The sequence below is a fragment of the Actinosynnema sp. CA-299493 genome, from assembly GCF_050946825.1.
In the GTDB taxonomy this organism is placed as follows: Bacteria; Actinomycetota; Actinomycetes; order Mycobacteriales; family Pseudonocardiaceae; genus Actinosynnema.
Map to the genome: position 1 here is coordinate 865,349 of NZ_CP191993.1, position 20,344 is coordinate 885,692.

The following is a 20,344-nucleotide window of genomic DNA, read 5'->3' on the forward strand; positions in this document are numbered from 1 at the left end:
CACCGATTAGGCTCTTCCGGTGACGCTCACCTCTCCACCACGGTTGCTGCTGGTACACGCACACCCCGACGACGAAAGCCTGTGGACGGGTGGCACGATCGCCCGCTACTCGGCGATGGGCGTGCACGTCACCGTGGTCACCTGCACCCTCGGCGAGGAGGGCGAGATCATCCCGCCGGCGCTCCAGGAGCTGACCGCGGACGCCGCCGACCAGCTCGGCGGGTACCGGGTCGCGGAGCTGAGGTCCGCCTGCGCCGCGCTGGGCGTGACCGACCACCGGTTCCTCGGCGGCATCGGCCGCTGGCGGGACTCCGGGATGGCGGGCGTCGAGGCGAACGGCCACCCGCGCGCGTTCGTCAACGGCTCGCGCGACGAGCAGACCGCCGCCCTGTCGGAGATCATCGCGTCGGTGAAGCCGCAGGTCGTGGTCACCTACGACGCGTTCGGCGGCTACGGGCACCCCGACCACATCCGGGCGCACGAGATCACCACGGCGGCGGCGGCGGACGTGGACCGCGTCTTCCACGCCGTGACGTCCCGCGCCGCGACCGAGGCGGGCGCGGCGGCGTTGGCGGAGCTCGGCGACCTGCCGTGGCGGCTGCCCGCCGAGGACGAGCTGGCGGTCACCGACGACGCCGCGATCACCACCACGATCGACATCTCCGAGCACCTGGTCGCGAAGCTGAGGGCGCTGCGCGCGCACTCCACGCAGATCAGCGTGTGGCAGGACGGCTCGGGCCGGGCCGCCTACGCGCTGTCCAACGGCGTCGCGCAGCCCGTCGTGCAGGCCGAGTACTACGTGCTGGCCAAGGGGCCCGCGGCGGGCGCGGAGGCAGACCTGTTCGGGGGGCTGGATTGACCGATCGCCTCGCTCTCGTCGGGATCGCGGTCGCGGCGTTCGTGCTCGCGGTGCTGGAGCTGTTCTTCCTGCCGCTGCGGCTGGACGGCACGCTGCTGCCGCGCGTGGACGACCTGCCGTTCCCGATCACGGTGGTGCTCGCGGCCGTGACCACGCCGCTGCTGGTCCTCGCCGCGTCGCGGCACTCGCGCCGCACGCCGGCCGCGCTGTCGCCGCTGCTGGTGTGGACCGGCACGCTGCTGCTGTTCGGTGTGTTCGGACCGGGCGGTGACGTGGTACTCCTCAACGACTGGCGCACCCTGGTGCTGTTCGCCGGGGGCGCGCTGCCGGGCGCCATCGCGGTGGGCGCGCACATGGGGAGGGCGGCCGGTGCCGGAGACGATCACTGACCGGGACGTGGTGCGGGCGCTGCGCCCGTTCGTGCGGGCGACGGGACCGCTGCTGGACACCCTGCGCGACGCGAACCTGCTCGGGCTGCGCGACCGCGAGGTCGAGCGCGACGCCGACCGCAAGCTCGTGGACAAGCTCTGGGACCAGCTGGCCGCGGTGAAGGTGCCGGGCACGGCCGCCTGGACGCGGATGGACGTCCCGCAGCGCGACGAGTTCTGGCTCAACCGGGTCGGCCGGCTCGTGTCGCTGGTCGCGGCGCTGCCCGGGATCGGCGGCGTGCTCGCCGACCGGCTGCCCGTCCAGTCGGCGCTCGGCGCGGCCGGGCAGGGGCTGCTGCTGTCGGCGATCGCGGGCGAGCACGGGTTCACCTCCACCGAGGACCGCGTGCGGCTGCTCGCGCACGTGCTGTTCCAGCGGGAGGTCGACGGGCTGCCGGTGAACCAGGTCAAGGAGGACGAGCAGACCGCCGCGCTGACCGAGGAGCTGCGGGAGCGGTCCACGTTCCGGGCGATCGGCGCGACGGTCTGGAAGCTCGCCAAGGTCCTCTGGAAGCTGGAGGACGAGCTGGACAAGCGCCCGCAGGGCCGGCTCTACCACCAGGCGCTGGGCATGGTGCCGGTCCTCGGCGTGGTGGGCGACTACTTCGGCGAGCGGTCGGCGTTGAAACGGGTCCGCAAGGCCGCCTACGCGTGGTTCGACACCCAGTAGCGGTAGCGGTGGTGCTCGACGCAGCCCAGCGACTCGTAGAGGGTGATCGCGGGCTTGTTGTGCTCGGCCACCTGGAGCGCGCACGTCGTCGCGCCCCGGTCGACGCCCCACGCGGCCAGGCCGCCCATCAGCCGCCGTGCCAGGCCGAGCCGGCGCGCCCCGGGTCGGACGGCGAGCCGCGCCACGTGGAGCAGGTCGCCGACGACGGCGCCGCGCACGGCGGCCAGCACCCGGCCGTCCCGCACGACCGCGCCGAAACCGACCTGCCCGCCGGACGCCAGCACGTGCCGCTGCGCGGGGGTGGGGTCGGGTTGCGCGGCGAGCTCCCACCATCCGGGAGACGGGAAGTCCGAAATGTCCACCTCGACGTCCTTCGGGGTGGCGAACCCAGCCGGCCTGCCGGTCATCACCAGCGACTCCGCGCCGCCCGGGTGATCCACATCGACCCGCCACCCGGCGGCGTCGACATCGGCCTCGGCGGGCGCGCCGATCACCACGTGGGCGGCCGGCTTGATGCCGTGGGCGGACGCGAAGCCGACCACCTCGGCGAGCGCGTCGGCGACCGGGATCCCCGGATCACCCGTGGTCAGGGCGCTGTTGGCACGTCCGGTGAACCCGCCCGCGGCCCGCAGCCGCCACTGCCCGAGCGGCCGGTCGACCAGCGCCGGCCACGCGTCGGCGCACCGCTGCTCCAACTCGGTGACGTGCTGCACCCCCGCATCGTGCACCGCCCCGGTGGCAGGCGGTCTGTGAGCTGGAGCACGGTGCTGATAAGGCAAGCCTGAACGTTGGACAAGCGACCTCGCCGCGTATTCTCCGGCTTGCGCGGTGTGGACCAGAACAAGAGCAGGAGAGCGCAATGACCTATGTGATCGCCCAACCGTGCGTGGACTTGCTCGACAAGGCGTGCATCGAAGAGTGTCCCGTCGACTGCATCTACGAAGGCGACCGGATGCTCTACATCCACCCGGACGAGTGCGTCGACTGCGGTGCCTGCGAGCCGGTGTGCCCCGTCGAGGCCATCTACTACGAGGACGACGTCCCGGACGAGTGGAAGGAGTACACGAAGGCGAACGTGGACTTCTTCGACGAGCTGGGTTCACCCGGCGGCGCCTCCAAGGTCGGCAAGGTCAGCGCCGACCCCGCGTTCATCAAGGCCCTCCCCCCGCAGGCGTCGCACGAGTGACGTTGCGCGGCAGGCTCCCGGACTTCCCCTGGGACTCGCTGGCCGACCACGCCGCCAAGGCGCGCACGCACCCCGGCGGCGTGGTCGACCTGTCCATCGGCACGCCCGTGGACCCGGTCCCGGAGCTGATTCGGCACGCCCTCGGCGCGGTCGCCGACGAGCCCGGCTACCCGACCACGCACGGCACGCCCGCGTTGCGCGAGGCGGTCGTCGGCGCGCTGGCGCGCCGGCACGGCGTGGTCGGGCTCGACCCGGCGGCGGTGCTGCCGACCATCGGGTCGAAGGAGCTGGTGGCGTGGCTGCCGACGTTGCTGGGCCTGGGGCCGGGCGACGTGGTGGCCATCCCGGCGTTGTCGTACCCGACGTACGAGGTGGGCGCGCGGTTGGCGGGCGCCACCCCGGTGCGGCTGGCCGACGGCGAGCCGCCGCCGGCCGGGACGTCGCTGGTGTGGCTGAACTCGCCGTCCAACCCGACCGGTCGGGTGCTGTCCGAGGAGCAGTTGGCGCGGGCCGTGGCCGACGCGCGGGCGGTCGGGGCGGTCGTCGCGTCCGACGAGTGCTACCTGGCGCTGGCGTGGGACGCGCAGCCGGTGTCCGTGCTGCTGCCGTCGGTCAACGGCGGTTCGCGGGACGGGGTGCTGGCCGTGCACTCGTTGTCGAAGTCGTCCAACCTGGCCGGGTACCGGGCGGGGTTCGTGACGGGCGACCCGGCGCTGGTGGCGTCGTTGCTCGAGGTGCGCAAGCACGCGGGGATGATCGTGCCCCGGCCCGTGCAGGCGGCGATGGCGGCGGCGTTGAACGACGACGCGCACGTCGCGGAGCAGCGCGAGCGGTACCGGGCGCGGCGGGACGTGCTGCTGCCGGCGTTGACCGGGGCGGGGTTCACCGTGGACCACTCGGAGGCCGGCCTGTACCTGTGGTCGACCCGGGACGGCGAGCACGCCTGGGACACCGTCGCCTGGCTGGCGGAGCGCGGCATCCTGGCCGCTCCCGGCACGTTCTACGGCCCGACGGGCGACCGGCACGTCCGCATCGCCCTGACCGCCACCGACTCCGCCATCACCACCGCCACCACCCGCCTCACCCCTTGACCCCCGCGAGTCCTACGTCCACGCCGCGAGAGTCCTACGTTCACGGCACCTGAGTTCAACGCTCGACCGACCACTCGGTATGGCCGAACGTTGAACTCGGGGTCGCCGAACGTAGGACTCTCGCGCGATGAACGTAGGACTCTCGCGAGGGGGGTTAGTCGTTGGCGTGGAGGGCGGCGTTCAGCTCGACGCCCTGGCCCTTGCGGGGGCGCACCTTGACGACGCCGGTGGTCGAGTCGCGCAGGAACAGCAGGTTCGACATGCCGGACAACTGGCCGGCCTTGACGACGGCGCCGTCCTCGCCGGTGACCTTCGTCCCCGCCGTGATGTAGAGGCCCGCCTCCACGACGCAGTCGTCGCCCAACGAGATGCCCACGCCGCCGTTCGCGCCGATCAGGCAACGCTCACCGACCGAGATGACCTGCTTGCCGCCGCCGGACAGCGTGCCCATGATCGACGCCCCGCCGCCCACGTCCGAGCCGTCACCGACGACGACACCGGCCGAGATGCGGCCCTCCACCATGGACGTGCCCAGCGTGCCCGCGTTGAAGTTCACGAACCCCTCGTGCATCACGGTCGTGCCGGACGCCAGGTGCGCGCCCATCCGCACGCGGTCCGCGTCCGCGATCCGCACCCCGCTCGGCACGACGTAGTCCACCATCCGGGGGAACTTGTCGACCCCGTGCACGGTCACCGGACCACGCGCGCGCAGCCGCAGCCGGGTCTGCTCGAACCCCTCCACCGCGCACGGCCCGAAGTTCGTCCACACCACGTTGTTGAGCAGCCCGAACAGGCCGTCCAGGTTCGCGCCGTGCGGCTGCACGAGCCGCGAAGACAGCAGGTGCAGCCGCAGCCACACGTCGTAGGTCGAGGTGGGCGCGTCGGCCAGCGAGCCGATGCCGACCCGGACGCCGACGACCTCGACGTCGCGTTCGGCGTCCGCGCCGAGCTGCTTGGCGGCGGCCTCACCGAGCGAGGCCGCGACCTCCGCGGACGACAGCAGCGCCACACCGGGCTCCGCGGTCCCGAGCGACGGCGCCGGGAACCACGTGTCCAGCACAGCGCCGGTAGGGGTGACGGTGGCGAGTCCGACGCCGTACGCGCCGGTGGGGTTTGCGGTGCTCACGGGTGCCAACGGTAACGTGCGCCGGGTGGCCGACACCTTGCACCTAGCCGCCGATCCCGTCGAGCTGACCGCCGCGCTGGTCGACACGCCCAGCGTCTCCGAAGACGAAGCCCTCATCGCCGACCTCGTCGAACGCTCCCTCAGGGACCAGACCACCCTTGAGGTCACGAGGTCCGGCAACGCCGTGCTGGCCCGCACGAACCTCGGCCGCCCGTCGCGCGTCGTGCTCGCCGGCCACCTCGACACCGTGCCGATCAACGACAACCTGCCGTCCCGCCTGGAGGACGGCGTCCTGCACGGCTGCGGCACCGTCGACATGAAGAGCGGCGACGCGGTGATGCTGCACCTCGCCGCCACGGTCGCCGACCCCCGCCACGACCTCACGTTCATCTTCTACGACTGCGAGGAGATCGAAGCCGTCCGCAACGGCCTGGGCCGCATCGAGCGCGAGCTGCCCGAGTGGCTGCGCGGCGACCTGGCGATCGTGTGCGAGCCGTCCAACGGCGTGATCGAGGCCGGCTGCCAGGGCACGATCCGCGTCGAGGTCCGCACGAAGGGCGTCCGCGCCCACACCGCGCGCGGCTGGATGGGCGTGAACGCGATCCACGCCATCGGCGACGCCCTGAGCCGCCTGACGGCCCACGAGCCGCGCCAGGTCGAGATCGACGGCTGCCGGTACCGCGAGGGCCTTCAGGCCGTGAAGATCAGCGGCGGCGTCGCGGGCAACGTCGTGCCGGACGAGGCCGTGCTCACGGTCAACCACCGCTTCGCCCCCGACCGCACCCCCGAGCAGGCCGAGCAGCACCTGCGCGAGCTGTTCGAGGGCTACGACGTCACGGTCACCGACAGCTCGCCCGGCGCGCTGCCCGGCCTCGGCTCGCCGACCACCCGGGAGCTCGTCGACGCCGCCGGCGGCGTCCCCGTCGCCAAGCTCGGCTGGACCGACGTGGCCCGCTTCGCCGCTCTGGGCATGCCGGCGGTGAACTTCGGACCCGGCGATCCGACGCTCGCGCACACGCAGCAGGAGAACGTCCCCGTTCACCAGATCCGGCAGTGCGCCGACGTGCTGCGCCGCTTCCTCAGCCACGACCCGGCACGCGGCTAGACTCCGGCCAATGACGGACAGCGTGGACGAGCACCCCAAGGAGAAGCAGCGCGGACCGGTCGTCCTGCGTCGCGGGCGCCGCGACGAGCTGACCACCACCGACCAGCGGTTGCTGGACTCGCGCGGCCACAGCGACTGGGTGCACACCGACCCGTGGCGCGTGCTGCGCATCCAGGCGGAATTCGTCGAGGGCTTCGGCGCGCTGGCCGAGGTGCCGAGCGCGGTGACCGTGTTCGGCTCCGCCCGCACCGGCCGCGACCACCCCGAGTACGAGACGGGCCGCAAGCTGGGCGCCGCGCTGGCCGAGGCGGGGTTCGCGGTGATCACCGGCGGCGGGCCGGGCGCGATGGAGGCGGTCAACCGGGGCTGCTCGGAGGCGGGCGGGTTCTCCGTCGGCCTCGGCATCGAGCTGCCGTTCGAGCAGGGCCTGAACCCCTGGGTCGACCTCGGCGTGAACTTCCGCTACTTCTTCGTGCGCAAGACCATGTTCATCAAGTACTCGCAGGCGTTCATCTGCCTGCCGGGCGGGTTCGGCACGCTCGACGAGCTGTTCGAGGCGTTGACGCTCGTGCAGACGAAGAAGGTCACCAAGTTCCCGGTGGTCCTGTTCGGCAAGTCCTACTGGCAGGGCCTGTACGACTGGGTGCGCGAGTCGGCGCTGGCCAGCGGCAAGGTCGGCGAGAAGGACCTGGACCTGCTGTACCTGACCGACGACATCGACGACGCGGTGCGCGTGGTGAACGACGCGCACAAGGCCTGGGCGGACGCGCATTGACCACCGTCACGGTGTACTGCGGGTCGTTGAGGACCGTCCCGGACAGCTACCTGGAGCCGGCGGCCGAGGTGGGCACGCGGATCGCGGCGCGCGGCTGGTCGTTGACGTGGGGCGGTGGCCGCACGTCCATGATGGGCGCGGTGGCGCGGGCGGCCCGCGAGGGCGGCGCCCGCACCACCGGCGTGATCCCGCGCGGCCTGGTCGACCGCGAGGCGGCCGACTCCGACGCCGACGAGCTGCTGGTCGTCGAGACCATGCGCGACCGCAAGGCGTTGATGGAGGCGCACGGCGACGCGTTCCTGGCGCTGCCCGGCGGCATCGGCACGTGCGAGGAGCTGTTCGAGGTCTGGACGTCCCGGGTGCCGGCCATGCACGCCAAGCCGGTGGTCCTGCTGGACGTCGACGGCCACTACCGGGGCCTGGTGTCGTGGCTGGAGGAGCTGCGCGAACGCGGGTTCGTGTCCCGGTTCGCGCTCGACTCCCTCGTCGTCACCGACGACGTGGACCAAGCCCTCGACGCCTGCGCTAGCTGACCCGGGCCTCCGCCAGACCACGAGCCGCCGCCAACCGCGCCGCCTCCTCCGCGAACATCCCCACGTCCAGCGGCACGAACGGCGACACCTTGACATCCAGCCGCGACCCCGTCGCCCTGGCCTGCCAGGTGCCCAGGACCTCGCCGTCCACGAGCAGCGCGCCCCGCCGGCCCAGGATCCGCCACACCTGCTTCTGGTGCGCCTTGTCCGGCACGAGCAGGTCGCGGTCGCGGGCGTTCAGGTAGGGGTCCAGCGGCGGCAGCAACCGCACCACCTCGGGCTCCGGCGGGTTCTCGAACGCGTCCATCCGATCGGCCGGCAACCACGCCCTCTTGGACACCGCGACCAGGTCGTCCGGCCACACGTCCTTCACCTCGCGCACCGGCGCGCCGAAGTAGTGCGCCACCTCGGACGGCCCGGCGGGGCCGTGCAGTCTCAGGTAGTCCGCGATCAACGCCGGAAAACCCCCATCGCGGCGAGGCACCTCCCGCCGGCCCTCCAACGGCACGAACGTCACCGCCTTCTCCGCCGGGTCGAACCGCAGCCCGGCGGGCAGCACGGCGAGGCGGAAGATCGGGTCCAGCACGTGCGTGGCGTCGCAGCCCCGGCACCAGGCGGCGACCTCCGGGCGCACCTTCGCGGTGAGCCGGGACGACGCCTCGCCCTTCGTCATCGGCCCCGTCACCACCTCGCGCAACGCCGACGCGACCTCGTGCAGCACCTCGCGCCCGTGCTCCACCGGCGGCCGGCCCATCCGGGCCACCGCGTCGGCGTCGCTCAACGGCCACAGCCGCGCGGCCAGCGCCGGCACCTCGTCGGCCCGGTGCCAGTGCGGCGCACCCCGCACGCTCCACGTGAGGGTGAACGCGGTCAGCTCCGGCACCTGCTCCAACCGCGCCGCCAACGCCGGCACCGCCGACCGCTCCGAGTCCTGCAACCCGAGGTCGAACACCCGCAGCCCGGACGCGTCGGCGACGGTCCGGTCGAACTGGTGCGCCGCGACCCGGTAGGCGATCACCCGTTCCCGGTCAGCCAAGGTCGGCGTCCAGGATGATCAGCTCGTGCTCCAGCCGGGCCGTGCCGGAGATGCCGGCCAACTCGCCGGTGCCGGACCCGGGCACGATGTGGCCCCAGAACCGCGCGTCGTCACCGGACATGATCGCGCCGTGCTGGAGGACGAACGTCCCGGCCTTCCCGTCCACCGTCCCGACGAACCTCTCGGTGCCCACATAACCGGCGGACCCGTCCGACGGCTGGCACATCGTCAACTCGGCCGTGCTGGCGCCCTCCATGACCCCGCTGTACACCTTGTCCACGAGCGCCCGGCCCAGCTGCGGCTCCGCCTCGTCGTAGACGGTCTGGTCCCAACGGGTGATCTTGAACGTCGACTTCGCTTCCATGCCGGGAATCCTGTCAGGCATTCCTGCCACCCGCTGTCAGCTACCCCCCGTCCCGCCCCCACTGACACGCCCTTCCGCCTTCCCCCCAACGGAAGGGCTTCGTGTCATCCCGCCGACCTGGCTCCGCCCTACCGCGCGTGTCAAGGGGGCCGGTGAAGGCTTGCCCGCGGCGTCGACCGGGGGCCGCCCCCTTGATACGTGTGGTAGCCCGTAGGGAGGTCGGTGGGATGACGCGAAACCCGACCCACAACGGACCCGGCACAGAACCACCCACCAGGGCGTCATCCTGCTGATCTGCCCGTCCGGCGAGGACTCTCTTGTCCTTCACCCCCTCGGCACCTCCAACCACGAGTCCGCCCCGAACGCCACCGACGACCCGACCACGCTCGACCCCTGGTACCGGCCATCCACGGTGTCCACGACCAGCACCAACCGGTTCCCCGCCGCCACGTTCCACACCACCGGCTCCAGGTCGACGTCCACCGCCCGCGTCCCGCTCCCGACCACCGTCACCGGCTTGTGCGTGACGAGCGCGCCCAACCCGAGCGCGTTCACCTCGTACAGGTACGCGTACAACGTCGTCCGAGCCGCGCTGGGCGTCACCGTCAAGCGCACCCTCGGCGTGCCGCTGACCGTCGAACCGCTCCACTCCACCGGCCCGCGCCACACCGCCGCCGCGCCCCGGTCGATCAACGGCGTCGACACCCCGACCGGCAGCCGCAAGAACCCCTGCAACGCACCCGACACCAGCACGACCCCGCTCTCCGCGATGGTCGGCCACCCCGCGCCGATCCGATCGGCCGCCAACGCCACCGTGTCCGTCCGGGCCGTCACCGCCGCCCACGACGCGTACGACCGCCAACCACCGCCGTTGTTCGGCTTCACCTGCACGGGCAGCTCACGGTCGACCCCGTTCGCCTCGCCCTTCACGTACCGGTCGAACCAACGCCCCACCGACGTCCAGATCTCGTTCGGCAACCCGGCCGCCCCGAACAGCTCGGCCGTCGCGTGGTCACCCGGCGACAGCATCAACCGCTTCGGCCCGGTCAACCGGCCGAAGAAGTCCGTGAGCTGGCTCGGCGCGAACAGCCCGTCGTTCCACGCGTTGCCGATCATCACCGCCGCCTTGATCGACGACACGTGCGAAGCAGGCGACCGGGGCGGCGAGATCGGCAGCACGTCGGCGAACCGGCCCTCCCGGTAAGCGGCCTCCGCCTCGCGCAGCACGGGTCCCGGCCGGCCGGTCAGCTTCCCCGCCGCCAGCAGCAGCTCCACCGCCTGCGCGCTCACCGTCTCGTTCGGGTACAGCGAGCGACCCAGGTCGGTCCACGTGCTCAGCGCCGTCACCGCCTTGATCCGCGGGTCGCGCGCCGCGGCCAGCAGCGACTGCCCCGCGCCGTAGGAGATCCCGCCGACGCCGATCCGCGCCGGATCGCCGCCCGCGTGCGCCAAGCCCCAGTCGATCACCCGGCTGACGTCGGCCACGGTGTCCGGCCCGGCCACGTCGATCTCGCCCGCCGAGTCGTAGAAGCCGCGGGACGTGTAGCTGATCACCGAGTACCCGGACTCGTAGGCGAGCTTGGCCGCCGCGCCGACGTACTCGATGTTGTTCACGCCCCAGCTCGACGGCAGGACCAGCAGCGGGAACGGTCCGGCGCCACGTCCGGTCGGCGTGACGACGAAGGCCTTCAACGGCGTGCCGCCCTCGCCGGGGATGCTCTGGTAGGCCACCGCGAACCCGGGCACGACGGCCTGGGCGGACGGCGGTGTCAGCACGAGCGCCACCAGGGCGGCGAGCAGCAGGGGGAGTGATCGGCGCACGAGGGTCCTCCTTGACCTTCTCCGGCCACCGCGCCCTCCTCCGGCCTCGGCGACCTCCATCAGCCACCGTGACCGGGATCACGCAGGGTGTTACCGGCGAGTAAACACGAACTGTACTCACCAGTAGCAGTCTCCTGTGACGCAGATCACGTGCACACCCGACGTGGCACCATGCCGTACATGCGGTTCGGTTCACGAGAGGTCGCCGGAGATCGCGCGCTGGTGATGGCGATCGTCAACCGGACGCGCGACTCGTTCTACGACCGCGGCGCGACCTTCTCCGACGACGCCGCGATGGCCGCGGTGGACCGGGTGGTCGCCGAGGGCGCGGACATCGTCGACATCGGCGGGGTGAAGGCGGGCTCCAAGGGCGAGGTGGTGGACGCCGCCGAGGAGGCGCGACGGGTCGTGCCGTTCGTCGCGGCGGTCCGCGAGCGGCACCCCGACCTGGTGATCAGCGTCGACACCTGGCGGCACGAGGTGGGCCGCGCGGTGTGCGAGGTCGGCGCGGACCTGATCAACGACACGTGGGCGGGCGCGGACCCGGCGCTGGCCGAGGTGGCGGCGGAGTTCGGCGTCGGCATCGTCTGCTCCCACACCGGCGGCCTCGAACCGCGCACCGACCCGCACCGGGTCCGCTACGCCGACGTGGTGGCGTCCGTGGTGGCGGAACTGGTCGACCGGGCCGAGCGGATGGTGGCGCTGGGCGTGCCCGCCGAGGGCGTGCTGATCGACCCGACCCACGACTTCGGCAAGAACACGTGGCACGGCCTGGAACTCCTCCGCCGGCTGGACGAGCTCGTGGGCACGGGGTGGCCGGTGCTGATGGCGCTGTCGAACAAGGACTTCGTCGGCGAGACGCTGGGCGCGGAGCTGGCGGACCGGGTCGACGGCACGCTGGCCGCCACCTCCGTGGCCGCGTGGACCGGCGCGAAGGTCTTCCGGGCGCACCAGGTGCGCCAGACCCGGCGGGTGGTCGAGATGGTGGCGAGCATCGCGGGCACGCGTCCGCCCGCGCGCGTGCTGAGGGCGTTGGCATGACGGACTGGTTCGCGACCAACACGTGGCAACGTCCGCGGTGGGCCGTCGAGGAGCTGCTCGCCCACAAGGCGGGCCGCACCGTCAGCGTCGTCCTCCCCGCCCTCGACGAGGAGGCGACCGTCGCCGACGTCGTCTCCGTCGTCCGACCCCTCCTCGGCACCCTCGTGGACGAGCTCGTGGTCGTCGACTCCGGCTCCACCGACGACACCGCGGCACGCGCGGCCGCCGCCGGGGCGCGGGTCGTGCACCGGACCGACGTGCTGCCCGACCTGCCGCCCCGTCCCGGCAAGGGCGAGGTCCTCTGGCGCTCGCTGGCCGCCACCACCGGCGACCTGGTCGTGTTCCTCGACTCCGACCTGGTCGACCCCGACCCAGACTTCGTGCCCGCCCTGCTCGGCCCGCTGCTCACCCGTGCCGGCGTGCACCTGGTGAAGGGCTTCTACCGGCGTCCGCTGCGGCTGGAGAGCACCGGCGGCGGCCGGGTCACCGAGCTGGCGGCGCGACCGCTGCTCAACGCCCTGCGGCCCGAGCTGGCGGGTGTCGTGCAGCCGTTGGGCGGCGAGTACGCGGGCACCCGCGAGTTCCTGGAGTCGGTGCCGTTCGCGCCCGGTTACGGGGTGGAGATCGGCCTGCTGCTCGACGCGCACACCCGCTACGGCCTGGCCGGGATCGCGCAGGTCAACCTGGGTGTGCGCAAGCACCGCAACCGGGACCTGCGGCAGCTCGGGCCGATGGCGGCTCAGATCGCGGTCACCGCGCTGCGCCGGTGCGGCGTGCCGGTGGCGTCGTCGACGTTGACGCAATTCGTGCCGTTCGACGGCGAGTGGCTGCCGTCGCCGGTGGACGTGCCCGCCGAGGACCGCCCCGCCATGCGCTCGGTGTTCCAGCGGTCGCGGTAGTACCCGTCGGACGCCACCAGCTCCTCGTGGGTGCCGTCCTGGCCGACGCGACCGTCCTCGACGACCACGACCCGGTCGAAGCCGGCCAACGGCGCGAGCCGGTGCGTGACCAGCACGACGGTGCCCCGCGCGTGGTCGAGCACGCGGCGCAGCACGGCGTCACCGTGGTCGATCGCCAGGCCTTCGACGGGTTCGTCGAGCAGCAGCACGTCCGGGTCGGCCAGCAGGGCGCGGGCCAGCAGCAGGCGTTGCCGCTGACCGCCGGACAACGCGTCGCCGTCCTCGCCGACGACGGTGTCCCACGGCACGTCCAGGTCCACCACCCGGGCGACTTCGTCCAGCTCCTCCCGTGACGCCTCCGGCCGGGCGAGCCGCACGTTCGCCTCCACGGTCGCGTGGAAGACGTGCGCGTCGTCCAGCACGCCCTTGGCGACGCCGGGGTGCGCGGCGGCCAACGCCCGCAGGAACGTGCTCTTCCCCGCACCGCTGGCGCCCACCACCCCGACCCGGCCCGCCGGCAGTTCCACGTCCGGTGTCGGGATGGCGCCCACTCGCAACGCCTCCCGTCCCCGCAACGCCTCCCGCACCCGCTCGACCGACCCCCGCACCTCGGCCCACCGCTGTGCCGCCGCCACCAACGGCACCGTCACTTCCAGCACCGCGACCGAGCCGAGCACGACGTGCGCCGGCGCGCCGGACCGCAGGAACGCCAACGCCACCCCGAACTGCACGACCACGGCCACCGCCGCCAGCACCGCCGCGCCGAACCCGCCCCGCCGCTCCCGTTCGGCCACCGCGTCGACCACCCGGCCGGTCGCGGCCAGCTCGCGGTCCAGCGCGCCGAACGCGGTCAGCTCGGCCGCGCCGTCCAGCAGCACGACGGTCCGTTCCGCCAACTCCGACCGCAACGGCGCGAGCGCCTCCAGGTGCCGCACCGCGAGCCGGTGAGCAGCCCACGGGATGAGGCACGCGGTCACCACCAACCCCGCCGCCATCGGCCACGCGAACCCGGTCGCGACCAACGCCACCACGCCCACCACGACCGCCACCGCGCCCGGCAGCGCACACCGCAGCATCGCGTCCTGCACACCGTCCACATCGGACACCAGTCGCGTGAGCGCGTCACCCCTGCCCAGCGGACGGCGCAGCAACGCCTCGTAAACGCGCCCCCGCACCTCCGCCAAGTGCCGCAGCACGGCCGAGTGCCCGGCCAGCCGCTCGGCGTACCGCAGGCCGCCGCGCGCCAGGGCCAGCGTCCGCACCGCCACGATCGCCACCACCAACGCCGACAGCGGCGGCTGCTCGGCGGCGCGCGCGATGAGCCACACGGCCGTGGTCATCAGCCCGATCCCGGCGAGTTCGGCGGCCACCCCGGCCACCACCGCGAGCACCAACCGCCTCATCCGCCCGCCACCGCCCGCCCACCCTCACCGAACACCGCCCGCTCTCCTTCACCGAACACCACCACCCGATCCACCTCACCGAGCATCACGGGCCGGTGCGCCACGACGACCGCCGTCCGCCCGTCCACGAGCCGCCGCGTCGCCCGCAGCACCGCGTCCTCGGTGCCGCCGTCCAGCCGGGACGTGGGCTCGTCCAGCAACAGCAGCCGCGCCCCGTCCCGCACCAGCGCCCGGGCCAACGCGACCCGTTGCCGTTCACCGGAGGACAGCGGGTGCTCGGCGTCGACCAGGTGCGCCAACCCCATCTCCTCCGCCGCGGCGCGCACGTCACCGGAGGACCCCAGCGCGATGTTCTCGCCGACCGTGCCGGGGAACAGCGTCGGCCGCTGCGGCACCCACGCCAGCTGCCGCAGCCACGACTCCCGGTCGATCTCGCGCAGGTCCACCCCGCCGACCAGCACCCGCCCCGACGCGGGCGTCACGAACCCCAGCAGCACGGCCAGCACCGTGCTCTTCCCCACCCCGCTGGGCCCGACCAACGCCACCCGCTCACCGGCGGCGACCCGCAACGACATCCCGCCCAACGCCTCCCTGCCGGGATACCGGACCACGACCCGCTCCACCACGATCTCGGCCGTCCTCAGATCGGGCGCACGCGTCTTGCCCACCTCGACCCCCGCCCCAACCCCCGCCCCCGCCTCAGCCCCCGGCACGGCTTCGAGCACGGCCAAGCCCTCGGCGGAGGCGTGGAACTGCGACCCGGCCGCCCGCAGCGGCAAGTACGCCTCCGGCGCCAGCAGCAGCACCAGCAACGCCACCTGGAACGTCACCCCGCCGTGCAGCAACCGCAACCCCACCGGCACCGCCACCAGCGCCACCGACAACGTCGCCACCAGCTCCAGCACCAACGCCGACAAGAACGCCACCCGCAGCGTCCGCATCGTCGCCGCCGCGTGCGCCCCCGCCATCGCCCGCACCGTCTCCACCTGCGCCGCCGCCCGCCCGAACACCTTCAACGTGCCCAACCCGCGCACCACGTCCAGGAAGTGCCCGCCCACCACCGCCAGCCCCGCCCACCGCGCCCGCGTCCGATCACGGGTGTGCAGGCCGACCAGCGCGGCGAACACCGGCACCAGCGGCAACGTCACCAGCACCACCACCGCCGAGGTGAGGTCCGCGAACGACAGCCGCGCCACCACCGCGACCGGCACCACGGCCGCCGCCACCACCTGCGGCAGGTAACCGGCGAAGTACGGCTCGACCGCGTCCACCCCCTTCACCACGAGCGTCGTGACCGCCCCGGACGTCCCGGAGCGCCCGTCCCGCAGCACCCGCCCGCGCAACGAGGCCTTCACCGACGCCGCGAAGCGCTGGGTCACGACCCGCCCGCCCCACACCACACCCCCGCGCGCCAGGACCACCGCCACCACCCACCACGCCGACCACCCGCCCGCCAGCACCCCCGCCAGCACCTCGGCCTGCGCCAGCACCACCACCGCCGTCAGCGCCGCCAACACCGCCAGGACGACGACGTACCCCCGGTCAACGTGCCGCACGGGACATCCGCCAGGTCGCCCACTGGAACACCAGCACCAACGGCACCACCGCGACCGCCGCCCACGTCAGCACCCGCAACGTCGACACGTCGGCCATCACCGACACCGTCACCACCGACCGCGCCCCGAACACCCCCACCACCGGCAACGCGCACAACAGCGCGCTGCACCCGAAAGCCACCCGATACCGCTCCGCCCGCAACGCCACCCCGACCCCGCCCAGCACCCCCAACCCGACCACCGCCGTCACCCCGAACGCGGGCACGGGCACCGACCCGGCCGTCACCACCGCCGCCACCACGAAACCCGCACCGGGCAGCACCAGGAAACCCGCGATCCGCACCGCCCGCGCCCGCAACCCGCCCGACAACCGCCACGCCAGGAAGACCGCCCCGTGCAACGTGAACAGCACCGCCATCCCCGGGCCCCACAACCACACCGGCCCACCGAGCACCCGCCCCAGCAGCACACCCCACCCGACGGCCACCACCAGCGCGCCGCCCACCACCAGGAAGTCCCAACCGGGCGACCGCAGCTGCACCGCCACCGTGAAGCACACCAGCCCGGCCAACAGCACCGCGAACACCGTGTGCTGCGACGACAGCAGCTCGCCCTCCAACCGGGGGAACGCGCCGAACAGCACGCCCACCGCCGCGACCAGCCACACCTCGTTGCCGAGGAAGAACGGCGTCACCGCGCGCAGCACCGCCCGCCGCGACGGCTCGTCCCGCCCGACCACCCGCAGCACCGCCCCGACCCCGTAGTCGAACCCGGCCAGCGCGAAGTAACCGCAGGTCAGGAACGTCAGCAGGACAACCCAGACACCTTGCACGACACACCCCTCACAGAGCCGGGACGAGCGGCGACACCGGCGCCTCGTCCGAATCGACCGGTCCGCGCCGCGCCAGCCGGGCGATCAGCACCCAGTCGGCGACCGCCAGCACCGCGAACACGGACGTGAACGCGATGAACGACACGAGCATCTGGTCCGCACCGACGTGCGACATCGCGTCCCGCGTGGTCAGCACGCCCTGGACCAGCCACGGCTGCCGCCCGACCTCCCGGAACAGCCAGCCGCCGATCGCCGCGACGAACGGCAGCGGGATGCCGAGCACCATCAGGTACAGGGGGAACCGCAGCCGCACCACCCAGTCGCGCACCAGCAGCGGCACGGTCGCCCAGCTCGCCAGCAGCAGCGCGAACCCGATCTGGATCATGAACCCGAGGCCCACCCCGTCCGGGACGCCGACCGTGTCGAACTTCTCCGGCTGGTAGCGCTGCACGATCGGGAACTGCCCGAACCCGAACCCGATCAGCGCCGGCGTGCTCAGCGCCGTCAGCACCACGCCCAACCGCAGCGACCGGCGGAAGAAGTCGACCTCCGCCGTGCGGCGGATGAAGTGGTAGGCGCTGACACCGGTCAGGAACACGCCGCCGACGGTCAACGACGCGGAGCACACGTGCAGGAACGCCGTCCCGAACGTCGGGTTGGTCAGCAGCGCCGAGAAGTCGACCAGCCGCAGCACGCCGTCACGCGACTCGTGCCCGGCGGGGTTCTGCAAGAACGCGTTCGCCACCATGATCCAGAACGCGGAGGCGAACGCGGTCAGCGCCACCAGCCAGATCAGCGCCAGGTGCGCCCACTTGCCCAGCCGGTCCCAGCCGAAGATCCACAGGCCGAGGAACGTCGACTCCAGGAAGAACGCCACCAGCGTCTCCAGCGCCAGCGGCGCGCCGAACACGTCACCCGCGACCGTCGACAGGCCCGACCAGTTCAGCCCGAACTGGAACTCCATGACGATGCCGGTCGCGATGCCGAGCGCGTAGTTCACCACGTAGAGCCGACCCCAGAAGCGCGTCATCCGGGCGTGCACGGGGTCGGCGGACAGCGTGGCCCGGGTCTGCATCACCGCCACCGACGTCACCAGTCCGAGCGTCAGCAGCACGAACAGGAAGTGGAACGAGGTCGTGGTGGCGAACTGGAGCCGGGCCAGTCCGAGAGCATCCATGAGTAGGGAAGGTATATGTAGCCAGACAACGCAACATCGGGGATGTCCCCGATGCCGACCCCGGTCCGCGACCAGTAGAGTGGCTACCCATGAAGTCCGACGCGTTGCGGGGGCACCTGGACGCGCTCCTGCTGGCCACGCTCGACGGCGGCCAGTTGCACGGCTACGCCATCATCGAGGCCTTGCAGCGGCGCAGCGGCGGCGCCCTCGACCTGCCCACCGGCACCGTCTACCCGGCCCTGCGCCGGCTGGAGACCGCCGGCCTGGTCGCCAGCGAGTGGAGCACCGTCGGCGGCCGGCAGCGCCGCACCTACCGGCTCACCAAGGCCGGCACGCGCGCCCTGGCCGCCGAGCGCACCGCGTGGCGCGAGTTCACCACCGCCATCGAGGGCGTGCTGGGAGGCGGGCCGTGGCCGGCGCAGGCGTGATCGACGACTACGTGACCGACCTGGACCGGCGGCTGCGCGGCCCGGACCCGGTCAAGGACGACCTGCTCGCCGAGGCCAGGGACAGCCTCCACGACGCCGCCGCCGCGCACCGCGACGAAGGGCTCACCGAGGAGGACGCCCAGCGCCGCGCCGTCGCCGAGTTCGGCCCGGTCACCGCCATCGCCCGCGAGTACCAGGGCCTGCTCGCCCTCGCCCACGGCGCCCGCACGCTGCGGTCGGTGATGATCGTCATCCCCCTCGCGTACGTGATGTGGGAGCTCAACCGCACGTTCTGGATCGGCGCCTGGCACGACTTCGACGCCCCGCCGCCCGACTGGTACCTCGCCGTCGCCCGGTTCAACGACACGTCGGCGTGGCTGGTGGCGGGCGTCGCGGTGCTCGCGCTGCTGGTCGGCCGGCGGCTGGCCCGCACGGCGGTCAGCACGGTGACCCTGGCCCGGCTCGCCGGTGTCGTCGCCGTCGTCGCGGTCGGGTTGTCCCTGCTCGGCAACGTGGCGATCCTGGCCGCCACCGCCTACCTGGACGCGACGAGGCTGCTCATGTCGCCCCCGGTGGCCGCCGCGACCGTACTCTCGTTCGCCATCGCGCTGCGGCTCGCCGTCCTCGCCCGGCGTTGCGTGGTGTTCTCCTCGGTCTGACCGGCGGGGCATGTGCCACGATCCTCCTGTGACCTCAGCGCTCATCTACATCGTCGTCATGGCGCTCGTCGCGGCCGTGGTCTTCCTGCTGGCCGCGCTGGTGTTCGGGCGTGGCGAGGAACTGGCGCCGCTGCCGCCGGGCGCGTCGCCGACCCAGCTGCCGTCCGACGACGTGACCCCGGACGACGTGCGCGACCTGAAGTTCCAGCAGGTCCTGCGCGGCTACAAGATGACCGAGGTGGACTGGGCGCTGGACCGCCTGGCCGGCGAGGTCGAACGGCTGCGGGACCGCGTCGCGGAACTGGAGGCCGAGCTGGGCGTCGACCACCGGACGACGCCCGAGCCCGAGCAGGAGCCCGCCCATGACCCGGCTTGACCTGCGCGTCGACGTCGAGGCGCCGGCCGGGACCACCTGGGCGGCGCTGACCGACTGGGCCCGGCAGGGCGAGTGGATGCTCGGCACCACCGTCCGCGTGACCAGCGGCGACGGCGTCAGCGAGGGCAGCGGGCTGACCGCGTTCACCGGCCTCGGCCCGCTCGGGTTCACCGACACCATGCGCATCACCGCGTGGGAGCCGCCGGTGCGCTGCGCGGTCGAGCACACCGGCCGGCTCGTGCGCGGCACCGGCGAGTTCGTCGTCGTCCCGCGCGGCGAGGAGCGCAGCGAGCTCGTCTGGTCCGAGGACATCGCGCTGCCGCTCAACCTGGCCTTCGCGCCGGGGGTGAAGTGGTCGCTGCGCCGCTTCGCCGCCTTCGCCCGGGAGTACCGCGCATGACCGACCTCGTCCGCTGCCCGTGGGGCGGCAGCACGCCCGACTACGTCGACTACCACGACACCGAGTGGGGCGTGGAGTTGCACGGCGAGGCGGCGATGTTCGAGCGGATGTCCCTCGAATCGTTCCAGTCGGGCCTGTCCTGGATCACCATCCTGCGCAAGCGCGAGAACTTCCGGGCCGCCTTCGCGGGCTTCCGGCCCGAGGTGGTGGCCGAGTTCGACGCGGCCGACTTCGACCGGCTGATGGCCGACGCGGGCATCGTCCGCAACCGCGCCAAGATCACCGCCACGATCGACAACGCCCGCGCCGTCGCCCGGCTGGACGTGCCGCTGGACGACCTGCTGTGGTCCTTCGCGCCCGAGCGCCACGAACGGCCCGCCACGATCGCCGACGTGCCCGCCGTCACGCCCGAGTCGAAGGCGATGGCCAAGGAGCTCAAGCGCCGCGGCTTCGCGTTCCTCGGCCCCACCACCTGCTACGCCCTGATGCAGGCCACCGGCATGGTCGACGACCACATCGCGACCTGCTTCCGCGCCACGTCCCAGCCCGCCACGTCCTAGCCGGTCACGTCCTAGCCGG

The 20,344-nt window shown here is 73.0% G+C and carries 23 protein-coding genes and 1 pseudogene; 15 read left to right on the top strand and 9 right to left on the bottom strand.

What is annotated here, in order from left to right:
* Window positions 1–19: 19 nt before the first annotated feature.
* Genes mshB through ACQPYE_RS04295 form a run of 3 tightly spaced genes read left to right on the top strand, consistent with a single transcriptional unit; the run spans window position 20 to window position 1,957 of the window.
* Window positions 20–859 carry an N-acetyl-1-D-myo-inositol-2-amino-2-deoxy-alpha-D-glucopyranoside deacetylase gene (gene mshB, locus ACQPYE_RS04285; RefSeq protein WP_498719259.1) on the top strand — a complete coding sequence of 280 codons (840 nt, stop codon included), beginning with the start codon at window positions 20–22 and terminating at the stop codon, window positions 857–859.
* Entirely contained in the window at window positions 856–1,248 is a 393-nt protein-coding gene (locus tag ACQPYE_RS04290; RefSeq protein ID WP_498719261.1) for a hypothetical protein, read from the top strand. The genes mshB and ACQPYE_RS04290 overlap by 4 nt, the downstream gene beginning before the upstream one ends.
* On the top strand, window positions 1,229–1,957 hold the full coding sequence (locus tag ACQPYE_RS04295) for a hypothetical protein (RefSeq protein WP_498719263.1): 729 nt from the start codon (window positions 1,229–1,231) through the stop codon (window positions 1,955–1,957). Before ACQPYE_RS04290 ends, ACQPYE_RS04295 begins: the two co-directional genes overlap by 20 nt.
* Here the strand turns inward: ACQPYE_RS04295 and ACQPYE_RS04300 are convergent.
* Window positions 1,933–2,670, bottom strand: coding sequence for a GNAT family N-acetyltransferase (locus tag ACQPYE_RS04300; protein WP_498719265.1), 738 nt, complete (start codon window positions 2,668–2,670; stop codon window positions 1,933–1,935). The genes ACQPYE_RS04295 and ACQPYE_RS04300 overlap by 25 nt on opposite strands.
* A gap of 146 nt (window positions 2,671–2,816) precedes the next feature.
* On the opposite strand from ACQPYE_RS04300, the gene fdxA reads away from it, so the two are divergent.
* Together fdxA and dapC are read left to right on the top strand one after the other, a co-directional pair.
* A complete protein-coding gene (gene fdxA / locus ACQPYE_RS04305) occupies window positions 2,817–3,143 on the top strand; it encodes a ferredoxin (protein ID WP_498719267.1) in 327 nt (108 codons plus the stop codon).
* 2 nt (window positions 3,144–3,145) lie between these two features.
* Window positions 3,146–4,234, top strand: a complete 1,089-nt coding sequence (gene dapC / locus ACQPYE_RS04310) for a succinyldiaminopimelate transaminase (RefSeq protein WP_498719268.1) — start codon at window positions 3,146–3,148, stop codon at window positions 4,232–4,234.
* A 154-nt stretch (window positions 4,235–4,388) separates the two neighbouring features.
* Here dapC and dapD read toward each other — a convergent pair whose 3' ends face one another.
* Window positions 4,389–5,360 carry a 2,3,4,5-tetrahydropyridine-2,6-dicarboxylate N-succinyltransferase gene (gene dapD, locus ACQPYE_RS04315; protein ID WP_498719270.1) on the bottom strand — a complete coding sequence of 324 codons (972 nt, stop codon included), beginning with the start codon at window positions 5,358–5,360 and terminating at the stop codon, window positions 4,389–4,391.
* A 25-nt stretch (window positions 5,361–5,385) separates the two neighbouring features.
* On the opposite strand from dapD, the gene dapE reads away from it, so the two are divergent.
* The 3 genes from dapE to ACQPYE_RS04330 are packed head-to-tail and all read left to right on the top strand — an operon-like array spanning window position 5,386 to window position 7,773.
* On the top strand, window positions 5,386–6,465 hold the full coding sequence (gene dapE / locus ACQPYE_RS04320; protein WP_498719271.1) for a succinyl-diaminopimelate desuccinylase: 1,080 nt from the start codon (window positions 5,386–5,388) through the stop codon (window positions 6,463–6,465).
* Between the two features lie 10 nt (window positions 6,466–6,475).
* Entirely contained in the window at window positions 6,476–7,240 is a 765-nt protein-coding gene (locus tag ACQPYE_RS04325) for an LOG family protein (RefSeq protein WP_498719273.1), read from the top strand.
* Window positions 7,237–7,773: an LOG family protein gene (locus ACQPYE_RS04330; protein ID WP_498719274.1), complete on the top strand. Its 537-nt coding sequence runs from the start codon at window positions 7,237–7,239 to the stop codon at window positions 7,771–7,773. The genes ACQPYE_RS04325 and ACQPYE_RS04330 overlap by 4 nt, the downstream gene beginning before the upstream one ends.
* Here ACQPYE_RS04330 and ACQPYE_RS04335 read toward each other — a convergent pair.
* The 3 genes from ACQPYE_RS04335 to ACQPYE_RS04345 all read right to left on the bottom strand — a co-directional run bounded on the left by ACQPYE_RS04335 (window position 7,766) and on the right by ACQPYE_RS04345 (window position 10,994).
* Window positions 7,766–8,809, bottom strand: a complete 1,044-nt coding sequence (locus tag ACQPYE_RS04335; protein WP_498719276.1) for a DNA glycosylase AlkZ-like family protein — start codon at window positions 8,807–8,809, stop codon at window positions 7,766–7,768. The two genes, ACQPYE_RS04330 and ACQPYE_RS04335, sit on opposite strands and share 8 nt — an antisense overlap.
* Complete coding sequence (locus tag ACQPYE_RS04340; RefSeq protein ID WP_498719277.1) at window positions 8,802–9,173, bottom strand: DUF3224 domain-containing protein; 372 nt, start codon at window positions 9,171–9,173, stop codon at window positions 8,802–8,804. Before ACQPYE_RS04340 ends, ACQPYE_RS04335 begins: the two co-directional genes overlap by 8 nt.
* A 324-nt stretch (window positions 9,174–9,497) precedes the next feature.
* Complete coding sequence (locus ACQPYE_RS04345; protein ID WP_498719278.1) at window positions 9,498–10,994, bottom strand: CocE/NonD family hydrolase; 1,497 nt, start codon at window positions 10,992–10,994, stop codon at window positions 9,498–9,500.
* Between the two features lie 171 nt (window positions 10,995–11,165).
* On the opposite strand from ACQPYE_RS04345, the gene folP reads away from it, so the two are divergent.
* Both folP and ACQPYE_RS04355 read left to right on the top strand, forming a co-directional pair.
* Window positions 11,166–12,035, top strand: coding sequence for a dihydropteroate synthase (folP, locus tag ACQPYE_RS04350; protein ID WP_498719279.1), 870 nt, complete (start codon window positions 11,166–11,168; stop codon window positions 12,033–12,035).
* Window positions 12,032–12,934, top strand: a complete 903-nt coding sequence (locus ACQPYE_RS04355; protein WP_498719280.1) for a glucosyl-3-phosphoglycerate synthase — start codon at window positions 12,032–12,034, stop codon at window positions 12,932–12,934. Before folP ends, ACQPYE_RS04355 begins: the two co-directional genes overlap by 4 nt.
* Before the next feature lie 197 nt (window positions 12,935–13,131).
* On the opposite strand, the pseudogene ACQPYE_RS04360 reads toward ACQPYE_RS04355, so the two are convergent.
* The 4 genes and pseudogenes from ACQPYE_RS04360 to ACQPYE_RS04375 all read right to left on the bottom strand — a co-directional run.
* Window positions 13,132–14,337 (bottom strand): annotated as a pseudogene (locus ACQPYE_RS04360) (ATP-binding cassette domain-containing protein); the annotation flags it as partial.
* Window positions 14,334–15,893, bottom strand: a complete 1,560-nt coding sequence (cydD, locus tag ACQPYE_RS04365; RefSeq protein WP_498719281.1) for a thiol reductant ABC exporter subunit CydD — start codon at window positions 15,891–15,893, stop codon at window positions 14,334–14,336. The pseudogene ACQPYE_RS04360 and the gene cydD, both read right to left, overlap by 4 nt.
* Window positions 15,880–16,725 carry a cytochrome d ubiquinol oxidase subunit II gene (locus tag ACQPYE_RS04370; RefSeq protein WP_498719283.1) on the bottom strand — a complete coding sequence of 282 codons (846 nt, stop codon included), beginning with the start codon at window positions 16,723–16,725 and terminating at the stop codon, window positions 15,880–15,882. Before ACQPYE_RS04370 ends, cydD begins: the two co-directional genes overlap by 14 nt.
* Window positions 16,726–16,735: 10 nt before the next feature.
* Window positions 16,736–17,902, bottom strand: a complete 1,167-nt coding sequence (locus ACQPYE_RS04375; RefSeq protein ID WP_498719284.1) for a cytochrome ubiquinol oxidase subunit I — start codon at window positions 17,900–17,902, stop codon at window positions 16,736–16,738.
* An 89-nt stretch (window positions 17,903–17,991) separates the two neighbouring features.
* Between ACQPYE_RS04375 and ACQPYE_RS04380 the strand changes: the two genes are divergently transcribed.
* Genes ACQPYE_RS04380 through ACQPYE_RS04400 form a run of 5 tightly spaced genes read left to right on the top strand, consistent with a single transcriptional unit; the run spans window position 17,992 to window position 20,325 of the window.
* Window positions 17,992–18,330, top strand: coding sequence for a PadR family transcriptional regulator (locus tag ACQPYE_RS04380; RefSeq protein ID WP_498719286.1), 339 nt, complete (start codon window positions 17,992–17,994; stop codon window positions 18,328–18,330).
* The gene (locus ACQPYE_RS04385; RefSeq protein ID WP_498719287.1) at window positions 18,312–18,989 is read left to right on the top strand and encodes a permease prefix domain 1-containing protein; all 678 of its coding nucleotides are present in this window, start codon (window positions 18,312–18,314) and stop codon (window positions 18,987–18,989) included. Before ACQPYE_RS04380 ends, ACQPYE_RS04385 begins: the two co-directional genes overlap by 19 nt.
* A gap of 28 nt (window positions 18,990–19,017) precedes the next feature.
* Window positions 19,018–19,365, top strand: a complete 348-nt coding sequence (locus ACQPYE_RS04390) for a DivIVA domain-containing protein (protein ID WP_498719289.1) — start codon at window positions 19,018–19,020, stop codon at window positions 19,363–19,365.
* Entirely contained in the window at window positions 19,352–19,765 is a 414-nt protein-coding gene (locus ACQPYE_RS04395; protein WP_498719290.1) for an SRPBCC family protein, read from the top strand. The genes ACQPYE_RS04390 and ACQPYE_RS04395 overlap by 14 nt, the downstream gene beginning before the upstream one ends.
* A complete protein-coding gene (locus ACQPYE_RS04400; protein ID WP_498719292.1) occupies window positions 19,762–20,325 on the top strand; it encodes a DNA-3-methyladenine glycosylase I in 564 nt (187 codons plus the stop codon). Before ACQPYE_RS04395 ends, ACQPYE_RS04400 begins: the two co-directional genes overlap by 4 nt.
* Window positions 20,326–20,344 lie beyond the last annotated feature (19 nt).